Annotated in this window: 18 protein-coding genes and 1 pseudogene; 10 read left to right on the forward strand and 9 right to left on the reverse strand. The window is 70.2% G+C overall.

Features of this window, described 5'->3' with window-relative positions; translation table 11 throughout:
* Position 1: 1 nt before the first annotated feature.
* Positions 2–1,288 carry an adenylosuccinate synthase gene (locus ASH02_RS21100; RefSeq protein WP_056682963.1) on the reverse strand — a complete coding sequence of 429 codons (1,287 nt, stop codon included), beginning with the start codon at positions 1,286–1,288 and terminating at the stop codon, positions 2–4.
* 151 nt (positions 1,289–1,439) lie between these two features.
* Here ASH02_RS21100 and ASH02_RS21105 point away from each other — a divergent pair, with 151 nt between their 5' ends.
* Entirely contained in the window at positions 1,440–2,366 is a 927-nt protein-coding gene (locus ASH02_RS21105; RefSeq protein ID WP_056685068.1) for a diacylglycerol/lipid kinase family protein, read from the forward strand.
* Here the strand turns inward: ASH02_RS21105 and ASH02_RS21110 are convergent.
* Entirely contained in the window at positions 2,363–3,355 is a 993-nt protein-coding gene (locus ASH02_RS21110; protein ID WP_056682967.1) for a hypothetical protein, read from the reverse strand. The genes ASH02_RS21105 and ASH02_RS21110 overlap by 4 nt on opposite strands.
* A 214-nt stretch (positions 3,356–3,569) precedes the next feature.
* Between ASH02_RS21110 and lysS the strand changes: the two genes are divergently transcribed.
* Complete coding sequence (gene lysS, locus ASH02_RS21115) at positions 3,570–5,279, forward strand: lysine--tRNA ligase (protein WP_056682971.1); 1,710 nt, start codon at positions 3,570–3,572, stop codon at positions 5,277–5,279.
* Between the two features lie 102 nt (positions 5,280–5,381).
* On the opposite strand, the gene ASH02_RS21120 is transcribed toward lysS, so the two are convergent.
* On the reverse strand, positions 5,382–6,413 hold the full coding sequence (locus tag ASH02_RS21120) for a YeiH family protein (protein ID WP_056682974.1): 1,032 nt from the start codon (positions 6,411–6,413) through the stop codon (positions 5,382–5,384).
* A 101-nt stretch (positions 6,414–6,514) separates the two neighbouring features.
* On the opposite strand from ASH02_RS21120, the gene ASH02_RS21125 reads away from it, so the two are divergent.
* Entirely contained in the window at positions 6,515–7,420 is a 906-nt protein-coding gene (locus tag ASH02_RS21125; protein ID WP_056682976.1) for a LysR family transcriptional regulator, read from the forward strand.
* Positions 7,421–7,423: 3 nt separating this feature from the next.
* On the opposite strand, the gene ASH02_RS21130 is transcribed toward ASH02_RS21125, so the two are convergent.
* The 3 genes from ASH02_RS21130 to ASH02_RS21140 are packed head-to-tail and all read right to left on the reverse strand — an operon-like array spanning position 7,424 to position 8,665.
* Positions 7,424–7,837, reverse strand: a complete 414-nt coding sequence (locus ASH02_RS21130; RefSeq protein WP_056682979.1) for a DUF3151 domain-containing protein — start codon at positions 7,835–7,837, stop codon at positions 7,424–7,426.
* 37 nt (positions 7,838–7,874) lie between these two features.
* The gene (locus ASH02_RS21135) at positions 7,875–8,180 is read right to left on the reverse strand and encodes a transcriptional regulator (protein ID WP_056682982.1); all 306 of its coding nucleotides are present in this window, start codon (positions 8,178–8,180) and stop codon (positions 7,875–7,877) included.
* A complete protein-coding gene (locus ASH02_RS21140) occupies positions 8,177–8,665 on the reverse strand; it encodes a hypothetical protein (protein WP_156393661.1) in 489 nt (162 codons plus the stop codon). Before ASH02_RS21140 ends, ASH02_RS21135 begins: the two co-directional genes overlap by 4 nt.
* A gap of 88 nt (positions 8,666–8,753) precedes the next feature.
* On the opposite strand from ASH02_RS21140, the gene ASH02_RS21145 reads away from it, so the two are divergent.
* Positions 8,754–10,229, forward strand: coding sequence for a DHA2 family efflux MFS transporter permease subunit (locus tag ASH02_RS21145; protein WP_056682989.1), 1,476 nt, complete (start codon positions 8,754–8,756; stop codon positions 10,227–10,229).
* Between the two features lie 66 nt (positions 10,230–10,295).
* On the opposite strand, the gene ASH02_RS27610 is transcribed toward ASH02_RS21145, so the two are convergent.
* Positions 10,296–10,544, reverse strand: coding sequence for a HofP DNA utilization family protein (locus ASH02_RS27610; protein WP_442938239.1), 249 nt, complete (start codon positions 10,542–10,544; stop codon positions 10,296–10,298).
* Here ASH02_RS27610 and ASH02_RS21150 point away from each other — a divergent pair.
* Positions 10,445–11,464 (forward strand): type IV toxin-antitoxin system AbiEi family antitoxin domain-containing protein, encoded by a 1,020-nt coding sequence (locus ASH02_RS21150; protein WP_056682991.1) that lies wholly within the window; start codon positions 10,445–10,447, stop codon positions 11,462–11,464. The two genes, ASH02_RS27610 and ASH02_RS21150, sit on opposite strands and share 100 nt — an antisense overlap.
* 123 nt (positions 11,465–11,587) lie before the next feature.
* Here ASH02_RS21150 and fbaA read toward each other — a convergent pair whose 3' ends face one another.
* On the reverse strand, positions 11,588–12,619 hold the full coding sequence (gene fbaA / locus ASH02_RS21155) for a class II fructose-bisphosphate aldolase (protein ID WP_056682994.1): 1,032 nt from the start codon (positions 12,617–12,619) through the stop codon (positions 11,588–11,590).
* A 135-nt stretch (positions 12,620–12,754) separates the two neighbouring features.
* Between fbaA and ASH02_RS21160 the strand changes: the two genes are divergently transcribed.
* The 4 genes from ASH02_RS21160 to ASH02_RS21175 all read left to right on the forward strand — a co-directional run bounded on the left by ASH02_RS21160 (position 12,755) and on the right by ASH02_RS21175 (position 15,744).
* Entirely contained in the window at positions 12,755–13,267 is a 513-nt protein-coding gene (locus ASH02_RS21160; RefSeq protein WP_056682997.1) for a SigE family RNA polymerase sigma factor, read from the forward strand.
* A gap of 1 nt (position 13,268) precedes the next feature.
* Entirely contained in the window at positions 13,269–14,201 is a 933-nt protein-coding gene (locus ASH02_RS21165) for a hypothetical protein (RefSeq protein WP_056683000.1), read from the forward strand.
* A gap of 92 nt (positions 14,202–14,293) precedes the next feature.
* The gene (locus ASH02_RS21170; protein ID WP_056683003.1) at positions 14,294–15,226 is read left to right on the forward strand and encodes a hypothetical protein; all 933 of its coding nucleotides are present in this window, start codon (positions 14,294–14,296) and stop codon (positions 15,224–15,226) included.
* Entirely contained in the window at positions 15,223–15,744 is a 522-nt protein-coding gene (locus ASH02_RS21175) for a SigE family RNA polymerase sigma factor (protein ID WP_056683006.1), read from the forward strand. The genes ASH02_RS21170 and ASH02_RS21175 overlap by 4 nt, the downstream gene beginning before the upstream one ends.
* An 8-nt stretch (positions 15,745–15,752) precedes the next feature.
* Here the strand turns inward: ASH02_RS21175 and ASH02_RS21180 are convergent, their stop codons facing one another.
* Positions 15,753–16,391, reverse strand: coding sequence for a TrmH family RNA methyltransferase (locus ASH02_RS21180; RefSeq protein ID WP_056683009.1), 639 nt, complete (start codon positions 16,389–16,391; stop codon positions 15,753–15,755).
* 572 nt (positions 16,392–16,963) lie between these two features.
* Here ASH02_RS21180 and ASH02_RS21185 point away from each other — a divergent pair.
* Positions 16,964–18,631: pseudogene (locus tag ASH02_RS21185) on the forward strand (hypothetical protein); the annotation flags it as partial.

Here is an 18,631-nt window from a genome sequence, read left to right on the forward strand (position 1 = left end):
GTCAGCTGTCGTGGACCACGATCGTCTGCTCGCGACCCGGACCGACCCCGACGCCCCAGAACGGTGCGCCGCTGAGCTCCTCGAGCGCCTTCACGTAGGCCTGCGCGTTCTTCGGCAACTCCTCGAAGGTGCGGCAGCCGGAGATGTCGCTCTTCCAGCCGTCGAAGTACTCGAAGACCGGCTTGGCATGGTGGAACTCGGTCTGCGTCATCGGCATCTCGTCGACCCGCTGGCCGTCGATCTCGTAGGCCACGCAGACCGGGATCTGCTCCCAGTCACCGAGGATGTCGAGCTTGGTCAGGAAGAACTCGGTCAGCCCGTTGACCCGGGTCGCGTAGCGCGCGATCACCGCGTCGTACCAGCCGCAGCGACGGGTGCGGCCGGTGCTCACGCCGATCTCGCCGCCGAGGCGCTGGAGCCGCTCGCCGTTCTCGTCGAACAGCTCGGTCGGGAACGGGCCCGAGCCGACCCGCGTCGTGTAGGCCTTGATCACACCGATCACCCGGTCGATGCGGGTCGGGCCGACACCGGCTCCGACGCACACGCCGCCGGCGACCGGGTTGCTGCTGGTGACGAACGGGTAGGTGCCGTGGTCGACGTCGAGCATCGTGGCCTGGGCGCCCTCGAAGAGCACGGTCTTGCCGTCGTCGAGCGCGTCGTTGAGGAGCAGTGTCGTGTCGGCCACCATCGGACGCAGCCGGTCGACGTACGACAGCAGCTCCTCGACGACGGCCTCCGCCTCGATGGCGCGGCGGTTGTAGACCTTGGTCAGCAGGTGGTTGCGCACGTCGAGCGCGGCTTCGACCTTCTGGGCGAGGATGCCTTCGTCGAACAGGTCGGCGACCCGGATGCCGCAGCGGTTGACCTTGTCGGAGTAGGCCGGCCCGATGCCGCGCCCCGTCGTACCGATCAGGTTCTTGCCGAGGAAGCGCTCGGAGACCTTGTCGATCGTCGAGTGGTACGACGCGATGACGTGGGCGTTCGCGCTGACCTTGAGGTCGGCGACCTCGACGCCGCGCTCGATCAGGCCGTCGAGCTCGCGGAAGAGCGCCTCGGGCGAGACCACGACCCCGTTGGCGATCACGCTGGTGGCGCCGGGGGTCAGGATGCCGCTGGGCAGCAGGTGGGTGGCGAACTTCTCGCCGTTGACCACGATGGTGTGGCCGGCGTTGTGTCCGCCGCTGGTGCGGACCACGAAGTCGATGCTCGTGTCCTGCGCCAACAGGTCGGTCGCCTTGCCCTTGCCTTCGTCGCCCCACTGGGCTCCGAGCACGATGATCGCGGGCACTTGGTTCTCCTTCGGTCGTTCGGACCTTGCGTCCCCGGCGCCGGGGTCCGGATCGCCAGGGAATGCAAAAGGCCCCGGCAACAGCGCACCGGGGCTCTTGCGCACACACGTTACCAAAGGCCGGAGGGGACCACGGGTAGTGTCGCCGACCGTGGACCCACTCCTTGTCATCACCAACGCCGACGCCGGATCCGGCGACCAGGACGCGCTCGAGACCGCCCTGGAGGTGCTGCGCGCCCGGGCGAGCGTCGAAGTTGCGGCCACCTCGAACCCCGGCGAGCTCGACGGGGTCCTCCACCGGGCCGGCTCCCGGCGCATCGTGGTGGCCGGCGGCGACGGCAGCATGCACGCCGTGGTCGCCGCACTGCACCGCCGCAACGAGCTGGCCGGCACGGTGATCGGCCTGATCCCGCTGGGCACCGGCAACGACTTCGCCCGCGGCAACGGCCTTCCCGTCGAGCCGGACGAGGCCGCACGCGTCGTGCTCACCGGCACACCCACGCCCACCGACCTGCTGGTCGACGAGTTCGGCGACATCGTCGTCAACAACGTCCACGTCGGGGCGTCCGCGCAGGCCGGGCGACTCGGCGCCGGCGTGAAGTCCGTGCTCGGCAAGGTGCGGATCGGTCCGATCGGCCTGGGCAAGCTGGGCTATCCGATCGGCGCCCTGATGGCCGCCGTACGACCCCACGTGCTGCACCTCAAGGTCGAGGTGGACGGCGTCGTGGTCAACGACCTCGACCAGCAGGTGCTGATGGTCGCGCTGGGCAACGGGTCCGACGTGGGCGGCGGCACGTCACTCAACCCCGACGCCGACCCGGCCGACGGCAAGGTCGACGTGATGGTCTCGCGGGCGGTCGGCCGCCTCGACCGGATCGCGTACGTCGCCCACCTCAGCCGCGGCGAGCACGAGGGACGCGACGACGTGGTCAGCCTGCGCGGCAGCCAGGTGACCGTGGCCGGCGACGAGTTCTGGGCCAGCGCCGACGGCGAGATCCACGGCCCCGAACGCCGCCGCACCTGGCGCGTGGTGCCCGGCGCCTACTCGTTGCTGCGGCCCGCGAAGTCGCTGGACTAGATCCAGCCGCGGCGTACCGCCTCGACGCCGGCCTGGAAGCGGGTGTCGACCCCGAGCTCGGTCATCAGGTCCGCCACCCGTCGGCGCGTGGTGCGAAGGCTGATGCCGAGGTTCCGGGAGATCTGCTCGTCCTTCGCGCCCAGCGCCAGCTGCTCGAGGAGGAAGCGCCGCAGGTCCGGTCGCGCGTGGCCCAGGTCGAGCTCCGGCACCGGGCTGGCCTGCTCCCACAACGACTGGAACCACAGTCCGAGCGCGGCGACCAGTGCCGACTGCCTGACCAGCAGCCGGGGCTCGTCGGCCACCCCGAGGGGCTCGGGCAGCACCGCGTGGGTCGTGCCGATCACGATCATCCGGGTCGGCAGGTCGGAGATCAGCCGGACCTGTTCTCCGGCCCGGGCCCGGGCGAGGAGGGCGTCGGGCGCCTCCTGCAGCGCGCGGGCGGGATAGATCGCACGTGACCGCCTGCCGGCCGCGACCGCGGACGCGATCACCCGCGCCATCGAGGACTCCCGAGGCAGCTGCCAGGCATCGGGGCGTAGCCACATCAGGTCGCCGCGACTGTTCGCGACCAGCGCCGAGAGCAGTGCCAGGGGGTTGCCCCCGGAGCTGACCTCGCCGTCGATGCGGTCGATGTCGGCGACCTCGTCGTCGGCGGGCCTGCTGGCGGCCGCGGCCAGGAAGGGGACGGCCGCCAGGAGTCCGTCGAGGCTCTCGCCCACTGCGGTCACGGTCGCGGCCTGTCGCTCGAGGACCTTGACGACGGCCTCGGCAGGACGGCGGACCAGCACCACGCCGCCGTCGAGGGCGACCAGCTCCGCGGCGATCAGGGGCTCGAGGCGCCGGCGCAGTTCCTCACCCGACAGGGCGAGTGCCGGACCCACCTCGTCGAGTGGCCGCCGGGAGAAGGGCTGCACCAGCCGGTACAGACGCTCCTCCTGACGGGTCAGGCCCAGCGCAGAGGGAACCGAAGTGGCGAGCGGTCGCGGCATGGTGGCAGTTTAGTGACAGCGGCATGCGTTAGCCACGTGGCAGGGACCGGCCACTGTCATCCTTGCTCTGGAATCTCTGTGTGGGGTCCCGACGTCGGCACCATCCAGGGTCACATCGCGGGGGATGTGATCATGGATGGCACCGCTGTGCCTGCGGACCCGCTCCGGTAGCGTTGGCGGCTCAGTCCAGCGCAGGAACCAGGAGCACACGCAGATGGCACGAGGCGGACCACAGAACCCGAGCGACTGGGTGACCCGCGCTGCCGACGACGCCGTGCGCCACGCCGGACCGGACGCCGAACTGATCACGGTGGCCTCCGGCATCAGCCCGTCGGGGCCCATCCACCTGGGCAACCTGCGCGAGTTCCTGACCGTCCACTTCGTCGCCGAGGAGCTGCGCGGCCGGGGCCTGGCCGTGCGCCACCTGCACAGCTGGGACGACTACGACCGGTTCCGCAAGGTTCCGGCAGGCGTCGACGAGGCCTGGAACGAGCACATCGGCCGCCCCCTGTCCGCCGTACCCGACCCCTGGGACTGCCACCCCAGCTGGGCCGAGCACTTCAAGGAGCCGCTCCGGGAGGCGCTCGCGGCGATGGGCTGCGAGATGGACGAGGTCAGCCAGACCGAGATGTACAACGCCGGCACCTACCGCGAGCAGATCCAGCTGGCTGCCCGCCGTCGTGGCGACATCGAGGCCGTGCTCGCGCGCTACCGCACCAAGGCCGCACCGGTCGCCGAGTCCGAGCAGGAGGCCGCCGCCCTGGCCGACTCCGTGACCGCCGACGACTCCGATGAGGCAGACGGCGCCACCGGCACCGCCGACGACCTGGCCCGCTTCCCGTTCAAGCCCTACTGCCGCGACTGTGGCCGCGACACCACCACCGTCACGTCGTACGACGACGACACCGCCGACCTCGCGTACACGTGCAGCGTGTGCTCGTTCTCGGGCGTCACCAACCTGGCCACCCAGGACGAGGGCAAGCTGGTCTGGAAGGTCGACTGGCCGATGCGCTGGGCCTACGAAGGCGTGAACTTCGAGCCCGCCGGGGTCGACCATGCCTCCCCCGGTTCCTCACACACCGTCGGCAAGGAGCTGGTGAAGACCATCTTCGGCGGGCGCGCCCCGTCGTTCTTCGGCTACTCGTTCGTCGGCGTGGCCGGCATGGCCAAGATGTCGTCGTCCAGGGGCGGCGTGCCCACCGCGGCCGACGCGCTCAAGGTGCTCGAGGCGCCGATCCTGCGTTGGCTCTACGTGCGCCGCCAGCCCAAGCAGGCCTTCAACGTCGAGTTCGGCGACGAGGTCCTGCGGCTGTACGACGAGTGGGACGCGCTGGGACGCAAGGCTGCCGACCCGGCCAAGCGGGACGCCCAGGTGCTCGCCTTCGAGCGCGCCTCGGCCACGACCACCGCCGGACGCCTGACCACACCGCCTGTGGTCGTGCCGTTCCGCACACTGGCCTCCGTGGCCGACGTGACCGCCGGGTCGGCCGACCTGATCAGCGACATCATCAGCAACGTCGGCCACGCGCACGACTCGGTCGACGACCTGCAGCCCCGTCTCGACCGGGCCATGGCCTGGACCGCCGGACGCGACCCCGAGGACCGCACCACGGTGCGCACCGCACCTGACGCCGACCGCCTGGCCGCACTGACCGCCGACGAGGCGCAGTGGATCTCGTTGCTCCTCGAGAACCTGCCGGCCTCACTCGACCTCGACGAGGTGACCTCGGTGGTCTACGGCGTGCCCAAGCTGGCCCACGGGCTGGCGGTCGACGACGCCCCGACCGACGAGGTCAAGGCCGACCAGAAGGCGTTCTTCAAGCTGCTCTACAACCTGCTGGTCGACAAGGACCGCGGCCCGCGGCTGCCCACGCTGATCGTGGCGCTGGGCCTCGACAAGGTGCGCACGCTCCTCGCCCCCTGACCCCGACCTGCACGTGTAACGCGGGGTTATGGTCGCTCCGCACGCGTCGTACGACGTGCGAAGCGTCAACACCACCGCTCAAGAGCCGCCGAGCGGGCGCGTTCAGCTCACCAGGAACACGGCCGGCAGCGCGATGAGCGCGACCAGCACGGAGGCCCCGGCGGCCATGGCGACCTCGCGGCCGCGCAGCGCCGAGAGGCACTTGCGGTCCAGGGCGTGGCCGAGCGCGAACATCGCGGCGGCCAGGGCGAGGGACTGCACCACGCCGGCGACGTCGAGCAGCTGGTCGGGCAGCGGCAGCCAGGTGCGGGCCACGGTGCCGAGGATGAAGACGGCCACGAAGGCGGGCATCAGCGGTGGGCGGACGGCGCCCTCGACCTCGGCGCCCCGTCGGCGGTCGGCCCACGTCAGCGCGGTGAGGACGGGTGCGAGCATCAGGACCCGGCCGAGCTTGACCACCACGGCCACCTGCAGCGCGGCCCCACCCAGCAGGCCACCGGCGACGACGACCTGGCCGACCTCGTGGATCGAGCCACCGGCCCAGGCTCCGGCTCCCACGACGTTCATCCCCAGCGCGGTGGCGATCGCCGGGAGCACCAGCATCGCCGTACTCCCGAACGCCACCACGAGGGCGACCGCCGAGGCGACGTCCCTCTCCTCCGAGCGGCGTACGCCGGCCACGGCGGCGACCGCGGCCGCACCGCAGATCGAGAAGCCGCAGGCGATCAGCAGCCGACGGCCGGGCGGTACGCCGAGCGCCCGCCCCAGGCACAGGCTGCCGGCGATGCCGCCGACCACCACGGCGACGATGACCAGCACCATCGCCCACCCGAGGGCGAACACGTCGGAGAGCACGAGCTGCAGGCCGAGCAGCGCGACGCCGATCCGCAGCACCCGGCGCGAGGCCACGGCGAGACCGGGGGCCGTGGCCGCCGAGGGCTGACGGAGGTTGCCGACCACGACACCGAGCACGATCGCGACGAGCACGGGGCTGAGCTGCGGGACGAGCCGGTGGCCGAGCAGCCCGGCCGCGCCACCCGCCGCCGCCAGCAGCAGACCGGGCCAGATCGTCGCGGGCCGCTGCGCGGTCGTCGACGGCGGGCTGGTCACGATGGCGTCGTTGAGGGAGGTCACCCTTCGAGGGTCGCGCCGGACGGTCGTTCCCGGTAGCCGTCATTTCGACATGGACTCATGCGCTGTTGATATGGCTCTGGGGCAGGTCATATCCTTCTTGCATGCCCACGGACCGTCCCGACCTCACCGCGCTCGAGCTGTTGGTGCGCGTCGGTGAGCTCGGGTCACTCGGTGGGGCGGCCCGAGCCCTCGACATGGCCCAACCCAACGCCAGCCGCGCCATCGCCCGCCTGGAGCGCCAGCTGCGCGTGGTGCTGGTGCACCGTTCGGCCACGGGATCCCGGCTCACCACCGAGGGGAGCGTGGTGGCCGAGTGGGCCCGCGAGGCCCTGGCCGGGGTCGATCGGGTCGTGGTCGGAGCCCGGTCGCTCGCCGACGACCACAAGCCGCACCTGACCGTGGCGGCCAGCCTGACCATCGCGGAGTACCTCGCTCCCAACTGGCTGGCCAGGCTGCGCCGGCACCACTCCGAGCTCCAGGTGAGCCTCGACGTCGGCAACTCCCACGACGTGCTCGACGCGGTGCTCGCCGCCCGGGTGCCCCTGGGTTTCGTCGAGTCGCCGTACGTGCCACGCACCGTCGGGTCGACGATCATCCGGCACGACCGACTGGTGGTGATCGTGGCGCCCGACCACCCGTGGGCGCGGCGGCGCCGGCCGGTCACCGCGGCCGAGCTGTCCGCGACCCACCTGATCCTGCGCGAGGCCGGGTCCGGCACCCGCGACACCCTCGAGGCGGCACTGGCCCGGGCAGGTCACCGGGTCAGCGAACTGGAGATGGAGCTGGCCAGCACCGCCGCGGTGAAGGCCAGCGTCGCTGCCGGCACGGCCCCGGCGGTGCTCAGTGAGCTCGCGGTCGCCTCGGAGGTGTCCAGCGGGTCCCTGGTCTCGGTGCCCCTCGACGAGGAGCTCGACCTCGGACGCCCCTTGCGGGCGGTGTGGCCGCGGTCGAGCCGGCCGACCGGCGTGGCCGCGGACGTCGTACGCATCGCCCGCAGCCGGCGCTGAAGGTCAGCCCAGCAGCTCGTCGTACGCCGTCGGGCTCGAGTCGCGCAGGAACTCCGAGCAGCGGTCCCACTCGGCCTGCTCGCCGATCGCCCGGGCGCTCTTGGCGAGGAGCGCCAGCGAGCGCAGGAAGCCGCGGTTCGGCTCGTGCTCCCACGGCACCGGGCCGTGGCCCTTCCAGCCGTTGCGGCGCAGCATGTCGAGGCTCCGGTGGTAGCCGACCCGCGAGTAGGCGTAGACGGTGACGTCGTCGGCGCCCTGCTCGACGGCCTGCTCGGCCATCGCGGCCCAGGCGAACGGCGACTCCGGGTGGGCGCGTACGACGGTCGCGGGCGGCGTGCCACCGACGAGGTCTGCGGCGGCGGGGTCTTCAGGGAGGTGGGTGGGCGGGGGTCCCGCCATCAGGTCCATGTGGCTCATGCGGCCAGCCTGTCACGCCCGCTCCCGGGACTCTGCCTCAGGACTGGAGGTCGAGGCTCTCGGTCAGGCGACGCAGCTCGGCCACGTGGGCGACGAAGGCGCGCCGGCCCTCCTTGGTGATGCCGGCCCAGGTGCGCACCCGCCCACCACCCGTGGGCTTGTCGAGCTTCACGTAGCCGGCATCGGCGAGCACCTTGAGGTGCTTGCTGACCACGGAGTCGGCCACGCCGAGACTGTCTCGAATCGTGGCGAACTCGGCCTTCTCCACGTTGACCAGCAGCGCGCAGATCTGCAGCCGGTTGGGCGCATGGATGACCTCGTTGAACTCAGGCCCGCCTGTCATCGCGCGACTCTGTCTGCCCGCAGGTCCGTGCGCAGGTCCGTGCGCAGGTCGGCGCGCAGCGCGGCGTCGTACGACCGGCCGGCGACGACGGTGAAGACGAAGACGAACCCGGCCACGCCGAGGACCACGCCCTGGGCCGGCTCGGCGATGATCAGCCACAGCAGGGAGCCGACGAGGCCGACGCCGAGAATCGTCAGCATCAGCTTGCTGCGCGGACCGACCGGGCTGCTGATCGAGATGCCGGTCATGTGCGCGTAGAGCCTGGCCAGGCCGAGGCTGGCGGCGATCACGACCAGTGCGAACGGCACCCGGAACCACGAGTCGCGGAGCTGCTCGAGGCCGTGGACCAGCACCATTCCGGTCATCAGCACCGCGAGCACCGGGTGGTGGAACCACGGCGTGACGAGCCGGTCGGCGAGGTCGGCGCGAGTGTCGCCGATGGCGTCCAGGGCCTCCGAGGCCTGCATCCGCTCATTGTTTTCCATGTTGGAAAGCCAATCACTTTCCGCAACGGAAAGCAATGGAGCACTATTCAAGGAATGGTTTGTGGGTGCAAGGGTGTTGAATCGAGTCGTGACCGACACCAACACCACTCCGGCCCAGGTCTCCGACGACGTCAGCCCGTGGCCGGCGCTCTTCGCCCTCTGCCTCGGCTTCTTCATGATCCTGGTCGACATGACGATCGTGAGCGTCGCGACGCCCGACATCATGAGCGACCTCGACGCCGAGGTGAACTCGGTGGTCTGGGTGACCAGTGCCTACCTGCTGGCCTACGCCGTACCCGTGCTGATCACCGGCCGGCTCGGCGACCGGTTCGGCCCCAAGCGGCTCTACCTGGCCGGGCTCACGGTGTTCACGATCGCGTCGCTGTGGTGCGGGTTGACCGGCACCGTCGAGATGCTGATCGGGGCCCGCGTCCTCCAGGGCTTCGGCGCCGCGATGATGGCCCCGCAGACGATGGCGATCATCACCCGCATCTTCCCGGCCGCCCGTCGCGGCCAGGCGATGTCGCTGTGGGGAGCCACCGCCGGTGTCGCCACCCTGGTCGGCCCACTGCTCGGCGGCGTACTGGTCGGCTCCCTCGGCTGGGAGTGGGTGTTCTTCGTCAACATCCCGGTCGGCATCGTCGCCTTCGTCCTCGCCCAGCGCCTCGTGCCCAATCTCGACACCCACCAGCACTCCTTCGACTGGCTCGGCGTCGCGCTCTCCGGCGTCGGCATGTTCTGCCTGGTCTTCGGCATCCAGGAGGGCCACCAGTACGACTGGTCCGGGATCACCGGCGTGATCACCGTGTGGCGGCTGATCATCGCCGGCCTCGTCGTGCTGGCCGTCTTCGTGTTCTGGCAGTCGCGCAACCGGCGCGAGCCGCTGGTGCCGCTGCGCCTCTTCCGCGACCGCAACTTCTCGGTCTCCAACCTGGCCATCTCGACGATGTCGTTCGCGATCACCTCGATCGGCTTCCCGTTCATGCTCTACGCCCAGCTGGTGCGCGACCTCTCGCCCACCCGGTCCGCACTCCTGCTGGTGCCGATGGCGCTGGTCAGCATCGTGCTCGCCCCCGGGGTCGGCAAGCTCATCGACCGGATCCACCCGCGCACCATCACCGCCCTCGGCTTCCTCGGCGCCTCGGCCTCGCTGTTCTGGCTCTCCCGCGTGATGACGCCCGACTCCTCGACGTGGGAGTTCATCGCACCGATGGCCCTCCTCGGCGCCGGCAGCGCCTGCGTCTGGGCCCCGCTGACCGCCACCGCCACGCGCAACCTGCCGATGAACCTGGCCGGTGCCGGTGCCGGCGTCTACAACGCCACGCGCCAGGTCGGCGCCGTGCTGGGCTCGGCGGCGATCGCCGTACTCATGGATGCCCGGCTCGCCTCTCACCTGCCCGGCGTCGACGCCGGCCCGGAGGCCTCCCTGTCGGGGTCACTGCCCGAGCAGGTGCACGCGCCGTTCAGCCAGGCGATGGCCGACGCGATGCTGTTGCCCCCGGCCGTCCTGCTGGTCGGCTTCGCCGCCGTCCTGTTCTTCGCCAAGCCCAGCCACGAACGCTGACCCCGCCCTCCCCCGTGTAACGCGGGGTTACCGTCGCTCCACACGCGTTCTGACACGGGCGAACCGTCAAGAGCACCGCCCAAGTGCCAGCGTTGACGGATCAGCCCGCCGTACGTTCCAGCCGCTTTCTGTCCACACGCAGGACTGTGCAGCGTTCATCCACAGGTCGCGCGTTCTCCTCAGCACGCACGGCGAGACACGTGGACGCTCACTGCATGCGCCCTGACCTCGCCATCCATGCAAACCTGCAACACGGACTCGTGACTCGCATCCAGGCAATGGCGGCCGGCTACACAGAACGCGAGCTGCGCACACTCACCGGTCACGGCGGCGCGTGGGTGACGGTTCGGCGCGGCGTCTATGTCGCCCGGAACACCTGGGAGTCGCTCGATGATCGTGAAGGGAAGCCCCGACTTCGAGTGCTCGCGGCGCACCTGACCATGAACCGACCGCACGCCGTCAGTCACAGGTCGGCCGGCTTGCTCCACGGGCTGCCGATGCTCGAGGTCCACGACACGTTGGTGCACGTCACTCGCCCGGGTGTCACCGGGTCCCGCACCGAACACGGCGTCAAGCATCACCTCGCCCACTTCGCCCCCGACCAGGTCGTCGACCTCAACGGCGTCCACGTGCTCGATCTCGCGCGCACGGCCGTCGACATCGGGCGAGAGCACGGCTATCGCCACGGCCTGGTCGCCTGTGACTCAGCCATGCAGCTGGGTGCCACCAAGAACGAACTCTGGACGGCAGTGGACGCGATGGAGCACTGGCCCCACGTCGTGCGATCCCGCAGCGCCGTCCAGGACTCCGACTCCGGAGCCGAGTCGGTCGGCGAAACGCTGGCTCGCGAACTCGTCCAGAGTCTTGGTGTCGGCCCCGTCCAGACCCAGTTCTCGGTGGTCACGAACGGGCACGTGTATTGGGTGGACATGCGAGTGGGTCGTCACCTGATCGAGTTCGACGGCAGAGTCAAGTACCGAGGCCGAGCGGAGGGCGGGGTGGCCAACCTGTCCGCGGGTGAGGTGGTGTGGGCCGAGAAGAAGCGCCAGGAATCGGTCTGCGCGGAGGGCTACGGCATGTCGCGCCTCATCTGGGCCGATTTCTGGGGAGATCAGCGCGCATCGGCCGCGGCGCGGGTGCGTCGCGAATTCGCGATCACGACGACCCGGTTCGGCACCGATCTGCCTCCCGGGTACGTGCCGATCCCTCGCCACCCCGTTCAGCGGTCTGCCTGAATTCGACCGGCGTCCGATGGAATGCGCCGTACACCGGCACTTGCGCGGTGCTGTCGACGGTTCGCCCGTGGCACAACGCGTGTGGAGCGACCGTAACCCCGCGTTACTTGCGGGGAGCGGGGGTCAGGAGAGGGAGGTGCCGGCGGAGCGCAGGTTCTCGCAGGCCTCGACCACGCGGGCGGCCATGCCGGCCTCGGCGGCCTTGCCCCAGGCGCGGGGGTCGTAGGCCTTCTTGTTGCCGACCTCGCCGTCGACCTTCAGCACGCCGTCGTAGTGCGCGAACATGTGCGCGGCGGCCGGGCGGGTGAAGGCGTACTGGGTGTCGGTGTCGACGTTCATCTTGATGACACCGAAGTCGACCGCGGCCGCGATCTCCTCGGGCGACGAACCGGACCCACCGTGGAAGACCAGGTCGAACGGCTTGGCACCGGGCTCGAGGCCGAGCTCGTCGACGACCGCCTTCTGGGCGATGTCGAGGATCTCCGGGCGCAGCTTGACGTTGCCGGGCTTGTAGACGCCGTGCACGTTGCCGAAGGTCAGCGCGGTCAGGTAGCGGCCCTTCTCGCCGATGCCGAGCGCCTTCACGGTGGCCAGCGCGTCGGAGGGCGTCGTGTAGAGCTTGTCGTCGATGGCGCCAACCACGCCGTCCTCCTCGCCGCCGACCACGCCGACCTCGATCTCGAGGATGATGCGCGCGGCGACACAGGCCTCGAGCAGCTCCTCGGCGATGACGAGGTTCTCGTCGAGGTCGATCGCCGAGCCGTCCCACATGTGGGACTGGAACAGCGGCTGCTCGCCACGCGCCACCCGCTCCGCGGAGAGCGCGACCAGCGGCCGGACGAAGCCGTCGAGCTTGTCCTTGGGGCAGTGGTCGGTGTGCAGCGCGACGTTGACCGGGTAGTTCTTGGCCACCTCGGCGGCGTACACCGCGAAGGCGACGGAGCCGGTGACCATGTTCTTCACCGACGGGCCGGAGAGATATTCCGCGCCACCGGTCGAGACCTGGATGATGCCGTCGGAGCCCGCGTCGGCGAAGCCCTGGAGCGCAGCGTTGAGCGTCTGCGACGACGAGACGTTGATGGCCGGGTAGGCGAAGCCGTCGGCCTTGGCCCGGTCGATCATCTCGGCGTAGACCTCGGGGGTGGCGATGGGCATCTCTGAGCTCCTCGATTGCGCTGCGGCGGTCGGCCGCCAGCCTAGCCTGCGACGAACGTGCGGTGACCTAAACCCCGAGCGGGGTGCCATGCGTCCTAGGAAGTGACAGGGTCGAAGAAACGAGAGGACCACCTCATGCGCAAGGCCGAACGCGACGCGGCGTTCAGTGAGTACGTCGCCGCACGCCAGGGCTACCTGCGCAGGTTCGCCTACACCCTGACCAGTGACTGGGGTCGAGCCGAGGACCTGCTGCAGACCGCGCTCACCAAGATGTACGTCGCGTGGCCGCGACTGCGCGACGACCGGGCCCACGACGCCTACGCGCGTCGGGTGATCCTCAACGCCCACATCGACGACCACCGAAGACCCGCGCGACAACGCGAGTCGCCGGGCCTCGACGGACTCGATGCACCCGCCCCGCCAGGCAGTGACCCCGACGACCGGTCCAGCCTGCTGGCGGCGCTCGACACCCTGCCGCCGATGCAGCGCAAGGTGGTCGTGCTGCGCCACTGGCTCGACTTCTCCGTCGAGCAGACCGCCCACGAGCTCTCGATCGCGCCCGGCACGGTCAAGGCCCACACCCACCATGCCCTGAACAGCCTGCGCGCCGCCCTGGGTGAAGAACTCCCCGAGATGACGAGGAACTGACATGCCTGACCTCCACGACCGCTTCGACACGCTCTTCGACGACGAGCCGCAGCACCGGCCCCTCGACGTACACCTCACCAACGGCCACAGGGCGCTGCGCCGGCGGCGCCTCTCGACGGGCGCGGCCGCCCTGGCCGTGATGACCGTGATCGGCGGCGGCGCGTACGCCGTCCAGGGTGACCCGGACAAGGGAAACGACCGCGACACCACCACCGTGGCGAGCCAGACCCCCGACACCACACCGCCCGACCCGAACCAGCAGATCGTCGAGACCTGCCACGAGGCCGACGGTCGCAACGGCGGCACCAAGTACCTCTGGCGCGGAGGTGCCCCCGAGGTGATGGCCTCGATCGTCACGTACGACGGCAACACCCGCGCCTACCTGCGCTCGGGCAACCAGAAGTTCTGGGGCGAGTGCTACATCGACAGGGGCAGCTCCGAGGCCTTCGTGATGCCCGCCTATCGGATCGCCCCCGACCCGCAGATCTCGAACCTCGGCTACGGATACGGCGTCGGCCAGGCCTGCGACCCGGACCGTGACGTGGTGCCCGGCTGCGGCAAGTTCGTCGCCACCCATGAGGGTCGACGTGACCCGGCCGTGGCGCGGGTCGAAGTGCGGTTCTTCGACGGCAAGTGGGAGAAGGTCGACGCCAACGAGGGCTACTACTACGTCGAGCACGTCGGCACCCTGCCCGACGACATCACCTGGGCCAAGGACGGCATGCCCCTGCGCAACGGCCAGAACATCGACGACGTGATCAACCGGATCAAGCTGTTCGACGCGGACGGCACGCTGATCGCCTACTGGGACGCCAGCCAGAACCGCAACGGCATCAACGCACCCAACGACGCGGGCGTCGGTGAGCTCGAGGACTACCCGATGATCCAGTCCAAGCTGGCCGGCCCCGACGGCGACCGCAACTTCCCTGGCTGATCCGGAGATTTCCCAACGCTCGTTGACAACCGTCGCCGACATCGCGCCGTACTCCTTGATGAACCACAAGGACCACGGACGGGGAGAGCACCATGGACGACCACCACGACATCTTGGACCGGCTCGAGGACGCCATCGGCGACGGCCCGGCCCATCGCCCGATCGACGCACGACTCTCCGCGGGGCGCGCGGCGCTGCGACGCCGGCGTGCTGCGGTCGGCGTGGGCGCCCTGGCCATGGCCGCGGTGCTCGGCGGCACGGCCTGGGTGGCCCTGCCCGGCAGTGACCCCCAGGTGACCAACCGCGACGACGCACCCGCGTTCGCCGGTGACCCGGAGGCCGACGCCGACACCGCCAAGCCGGTCCTCACTCCCGACCGGGTGATCTACCGGACCCCGGCACCGACGCCCCAGCAACGCGCGGAACTCCTCGGCGGGGGCAGCTTCCTGGCCTTCGCCTGGGAAGGCACGGACCTGCTGGTGCGGCCCGGCTGGACCTTCGTGCGCCGCCTCGACGGCTTCGCGAAGGGACAGGTGTCCGTCGCAGCGACCATGAGGTCGCCGCAGGGCGAGCTCAGCAACATCTTGATGCTCGCGCCCGGCAACGGCATCTGGTCACCCGCCAGGTCGGCCGACCGCCTCGAACCCTGGGCGAGACACCAGCTCAAGCGGCTGCGCGACGACGCCGCCGCGAACACCGACGACTCCGACATGCCCGGCACGGTCGACGGCTCGGGACTCGTCAAGATCACCGGAGAATCCCTTGCCCCGGTTGGGGAAACCACGATCCTCGACCAGCGGACCCAGCCCGACCTCCCAAACAACTTCGCGAAGGCGGACGACCCGAGCTGGGTGGCCCAGGTCCGCGACGACAGCGGCGCGGAGTGGTTCGTTCTGGTCCGCACTGTCGACGGTTCCGACGACTACATGGCGGTCCCGGCCGCCGACGCCGGCAACCCCTCGACCCTCGACGCCTTCCTCGACTGGGCCCGACCCCGCTACGAGTCCGAGGTCGGCGTGCGATGAGCCTGCTCACCGGGCTGACCGCTCGGCGTACCCGCCGCGAGGCGGAGTACGTCGAGTACGTCGCCGCACGTCAGGGCCAGCTGCGCCGCATCGCCTATGCGATCTGCGGCGACTGGCACCAGGCCGACGACCTGCTGCAGGTCGCGCTCACCAAGCTGTACGTCGTGTGGCCGCAGGTGCGCATGAACGAGAACCCGGACGCCTACGTGCGACAGATCCTGGTGCGCACCAACATCGACGAGCACCGGACCCGGCTGAGGCGGCCACAGACCGTCGAGCTGGACGAGGGCATGGACGCCACGGCCCCGACGGGCATCGGGCCCGAGGAACGCTCGGAGCTGTTCGACGCCTTGCAAGGCATGCCGGAGATGCAGCGCAAGGTCGTCGTCCTGCGGCACTGGCTGGGCCTCGACGTGCAGGAGACCGCCGACGAGCTGGGCATCTCGACGGGCACGGTCAAGAGTCACACGTCGCGCGGGCTCGAGGCGCTGCGCGCCCTGTTGGAGCAGACGACCTAGGGCATGCCCTAGCCGCGCCAGGCGGCGTCGCCGGAGAGGTCGGCGTACTCCCGGACCCAGGTGTGCATGGCGATCGCCGCCGCGGCCGAGGCGTTGATCGACCGGGTGGAACCGAACTGCGCGATCGAGAAGGTGCCGTCGACCACCTCGCGCGCGCTCTCGGAGAGGCCGGGGCCCTCCTGGCCGAAGAGGAAGCACACCTCACGCGGCAGCTCCATCGTCTCGAGGTGTGCGGAACCCGGCAGGTTGTCGATGCCCAGGAGCCGCACCGACCTCTCGTGCAGGTAGGCCGCCAGGTCAGCGGGCGTCGCGTGGTGCCTGACGTGTTGGTAGCGGTCGGTCACCATCGCGCCGCGACGGTTCCACCGCTTCCGGCCGACGATGTGCACCTCGGCGGCCAGGAACGCGTTGGCGGTGCGCACGATCGTGCCGATGTTGAAGTCGTGCTGCCAGTTCTCGATCGCGACGTGGAAGCCGTGCCGCCGGGTGTCGAGGTCGGCGACGATCGCCTCCATCGTCCAGTAGCGATAGCGGTCGACGACGTTGCGCCGGTCGCCGTGCTCCAGCAGCTCGGGATCGAGACGGTCGTCGTCGGGCCACTCCCCCTGCCACGGCCCGAGCCCCACCTCCTCGGGCCCGTGCGGCATCGGGTCGTACGGCGCCCGCGCCGGTTCCTCTTCAGCCTCGGGCTGCGCACTGTGATCGGCGTGTTCCACAGCCGAACGGTAGCCGCCCGCGCCGTACGACGGACCTGGCACCACTGGACGATTCACGCACCACTGGCCGCCTCACGCCCCAAAACTCCAAAAGTTACGCCCACGGACGGGTGTTCGTCCCGCGCAACCGGGTGGTTCGTACATGGTCCATTCGAGCCATCTTGACCCGGATCACGGAGATTGCACCTTCAACTGTCTGAGGGGTCCCCTACGGTTGCGGCCAGTGACATCGCCGGGATCGGGAAATCCGGGTGATGTCCGGCGACTTACATCACGACAGTGACGCGCCGGCGCAGCCGGGGGGACCGCAGATCAGTCTGAGCACGAGACACGTCCGGGGCACCTGCCACGGACACACTTGACCGTTGCGCACCCAGTGGGGGACCGCGCTGCGTGTCGGTCTCTTCGCGACCAGCACACTCGGGGCTCGACCGGACGACCACACGGCACCGCATACGTTCTTCAGTGACGCGTGCACACGGAACTGATCCTGGGGGGATCCCGTGGCAAGCTCTTCGGCGCTTCATCGCGCCCACATCGTTCGACGACTCCTGGCCCATCTGGCCGTCGTCCTCCTGATCACGCTGGCCGCCGTGGCCGGCCTGACCGCTCCGGCCTCCGCCGACGACGAGGGCGGCGCGGGCACCGGCGCAGACGGCACCGCCGCTGTCGACGCCGCCGCCGGCGAGACCGCCGCCGGCGAGGCCGCTGCCGACACGTCCACCGAGACGCCTGCCACCGAGGCCTCCGCGCCCGAAGAGGCTGTTGCGGAAGAGGCCGCGCCGGAGCCCGCCAAGGCCGACGCAGAAGACCCCGGACAGGCCGAGCCACAGCAGGCCGAGCCCGCCACCACTCCCAAGAAGTCCGCGCCGACCGCCCGCACCACCACGACGGTGTCGGCGCCCACGACGATCGAGACCACCGACTCCAAGGTCTGGGTGTGCAAGTACTCCCGCACACCCAGCGACAACGAGAAGGCGCAGACCGTCAACTCGGTGGCCTACAACGAGAACCGCGAGCCCGGCACCTGGGGCTTCGAGGACGCCCAGGGGTCCAGCTACGTCTACGGCTTCGACACCGGTGCGGCCTCGAAGCCGACCACGAACGACTGCCCGATCCTGATCGTCCCGCCGGCCGCTCCCACGTGGGGTGAGCCGACCTGTGCCAGCCCGCTCGGAACCTACGTCCTGGCGACGTACCCCTCGACGCGGGCCACCGTCTCGACGTCGGGCAGCCTGTCCCCGGGCGGCACCTTCACCGTCACCTACACCGTGATCCCGCCGTACCGCTTCCTGGTCACCGGCTCGACGCCCGAGACGACGGTGACCTTCAGTCACACGTTCACCACGCCGAAGAACTGTCCCGTGGTGATCGACGACCTTCCGACCGTCGACCCTGCCGACCCCTGCGGTACGGCGAACGACACCGTGACGCTCTCGACGTCGCCGAAGTACACCGGCATCGACAACGGAGACGGCACCGCGACCTTCACAGCCGTCGCGCCGAACGTGTTCCCCGGCAACGCCGCGACCTACACGGTCCACTACACAGAGAACACGGACGTCCCGTGCGTCACCGTGATCCACCCGGCCGCCCCGGTGGCCCAGCCGAGCACCTCGTGTGACGTGCCCTGGTCGATCTCGGTGGCCGACACCGACCACGTCGGCTACGTGATCTCGCCCGCCTCCAGCGGCACCGAGGCCACGACCGTCACGATCACCGCCACACCCGATGCGACGTACGCCTTCGGCCCGACAGCGGGCTGGACGGTGAACCAGGACGGCACGGCGACCTACCAGCACACGTTCGCCGCAGCAACGTCCTGCCTCGAGGTTCCGGCCGCACCCGTGCCGACCGCCCCGACCTGCTTCGACGACGGCTCCCTCAGCGTGACCGTCCCCGCCCACACCGCGGTGACGGTCAACGGGGAGCAGATCACGGACACGACCGTCTACGGCCCCGGCTCGTACGACGTGGTGTACACCGCCGAAGACGGCTACGTCTTCTCGGCCTCGTTCGTCGAGCTGTCGTCCAAGACGTACGACGGCATCACGGTGCTCGCGCAGACCGGTGACTGTGTCATCGACGTCCCGGCCCAGCCGGCCTCGCTCGATGCCTGCAACCCGGCCGGCACCACCACCAACGTCGCCTGGGACACCTTCCCGACGCTG

Origin of the sequence: Nocardioides sp. Soil796 (assembly GCF_001429525.1) — a bacterium.
Taxonomy (GTDB): Bacteria; Actinomycetota; Actinomycetes; order Propionibacteriales; family Nocardioidaceae; genus Nocardioides.

Bases quoted from the DNA above. Each gene is read 5' to 3' on its own strand.
- ASH02_RS21175 (WP_056683006.1), top strand. From the start codon at position 15,223: ATGAGCCTGCTCACCGGGCTGACCGCTCGGCGTACCCGCCGCGAGGCG.
- ASH02_RS21150 (WP_056682991.1), top strand. From the start codon at position 10,445: ATGCGCCCTGACCTCGCCATCCATGCAAACCTGCAACACGGACTCGTG.
- fbaA (WP_056682994.1), bottom strand. From the start codon at position 12,619: ATGCCCATCGCCACCCCCGAGGTCTACGCCGAGATGATCGACCGGGCC.
- ASH02_RS21165 (WP_056683000.1), top strand. From the start codon at position 13,269: ATGCCTGACCTCCACGACCGCTTCGACACGCTCTTCGACGACGAGCCG.
- ASH02_RS21140 (WP_156393661.1), bottom strand. From the start codon at position 8,665: ATGGAAAACAATGAGCGGATGCAGGCCTCGGAGGCCCTGGACGCCATC.
- ASH02_RS21130 (WP_056682979.1), bottom strand. From the start codon at position 7,837: ATGAGCCACATGGACCTGATGGCGGGACCCCCGCCCACCCACCTCCCT.
- ASH02_RS21110 (WP_056682967.1), bottom strand. From the start codon at position 3,355: ATGCCGCGACCGCTCGCCACTTCGGTTCCCTCTGCGCTGGGCCTGACC.
- ASH02_RS21170 (WP_056683003.1), top strand. From the start codon at position 14,294: ATGGACGACCACCACGACATCTTGGACCGGCTCGAGGACGCCATCGGC.
- ASH02_RS21180 (WP_056683009.1), bottom strand. From the start codon at position 16,391: ATGCCGCACGGGCCCGAGGAGGTGGGGCTCGGGCCGTGGCAGGGGGAG.
- ASH02_RS21135 (WP_056682982.1), bottom strand. From the start codon at position 8,180: ATGACAGGCGGGCCTGAGTTCAACGAGGTCATCCATGCGCCCAACCGG.
- ASH02_RS21160 (WP_056682997.1), top strand. From the start codon at position 12,755: ATGCGCAAGGCCGAACGCGACGCGGCGTTCAGTGAGTACGTCGCCGCA.
- lysS (WP_056682971.1), top strand. From the start codon at position 3,570: ATGGCACGAGGCGGACCACAGAACCCGAGCGACTGGGTGACCCGCGCT.
- ASH02_RS21125 (WP_056682976.1), top strand. From the start codon at position 6,515: ATGCCCACGGACCGTCCCGACCTCACCGCGCTCGAGCTGTTGGTGCGC.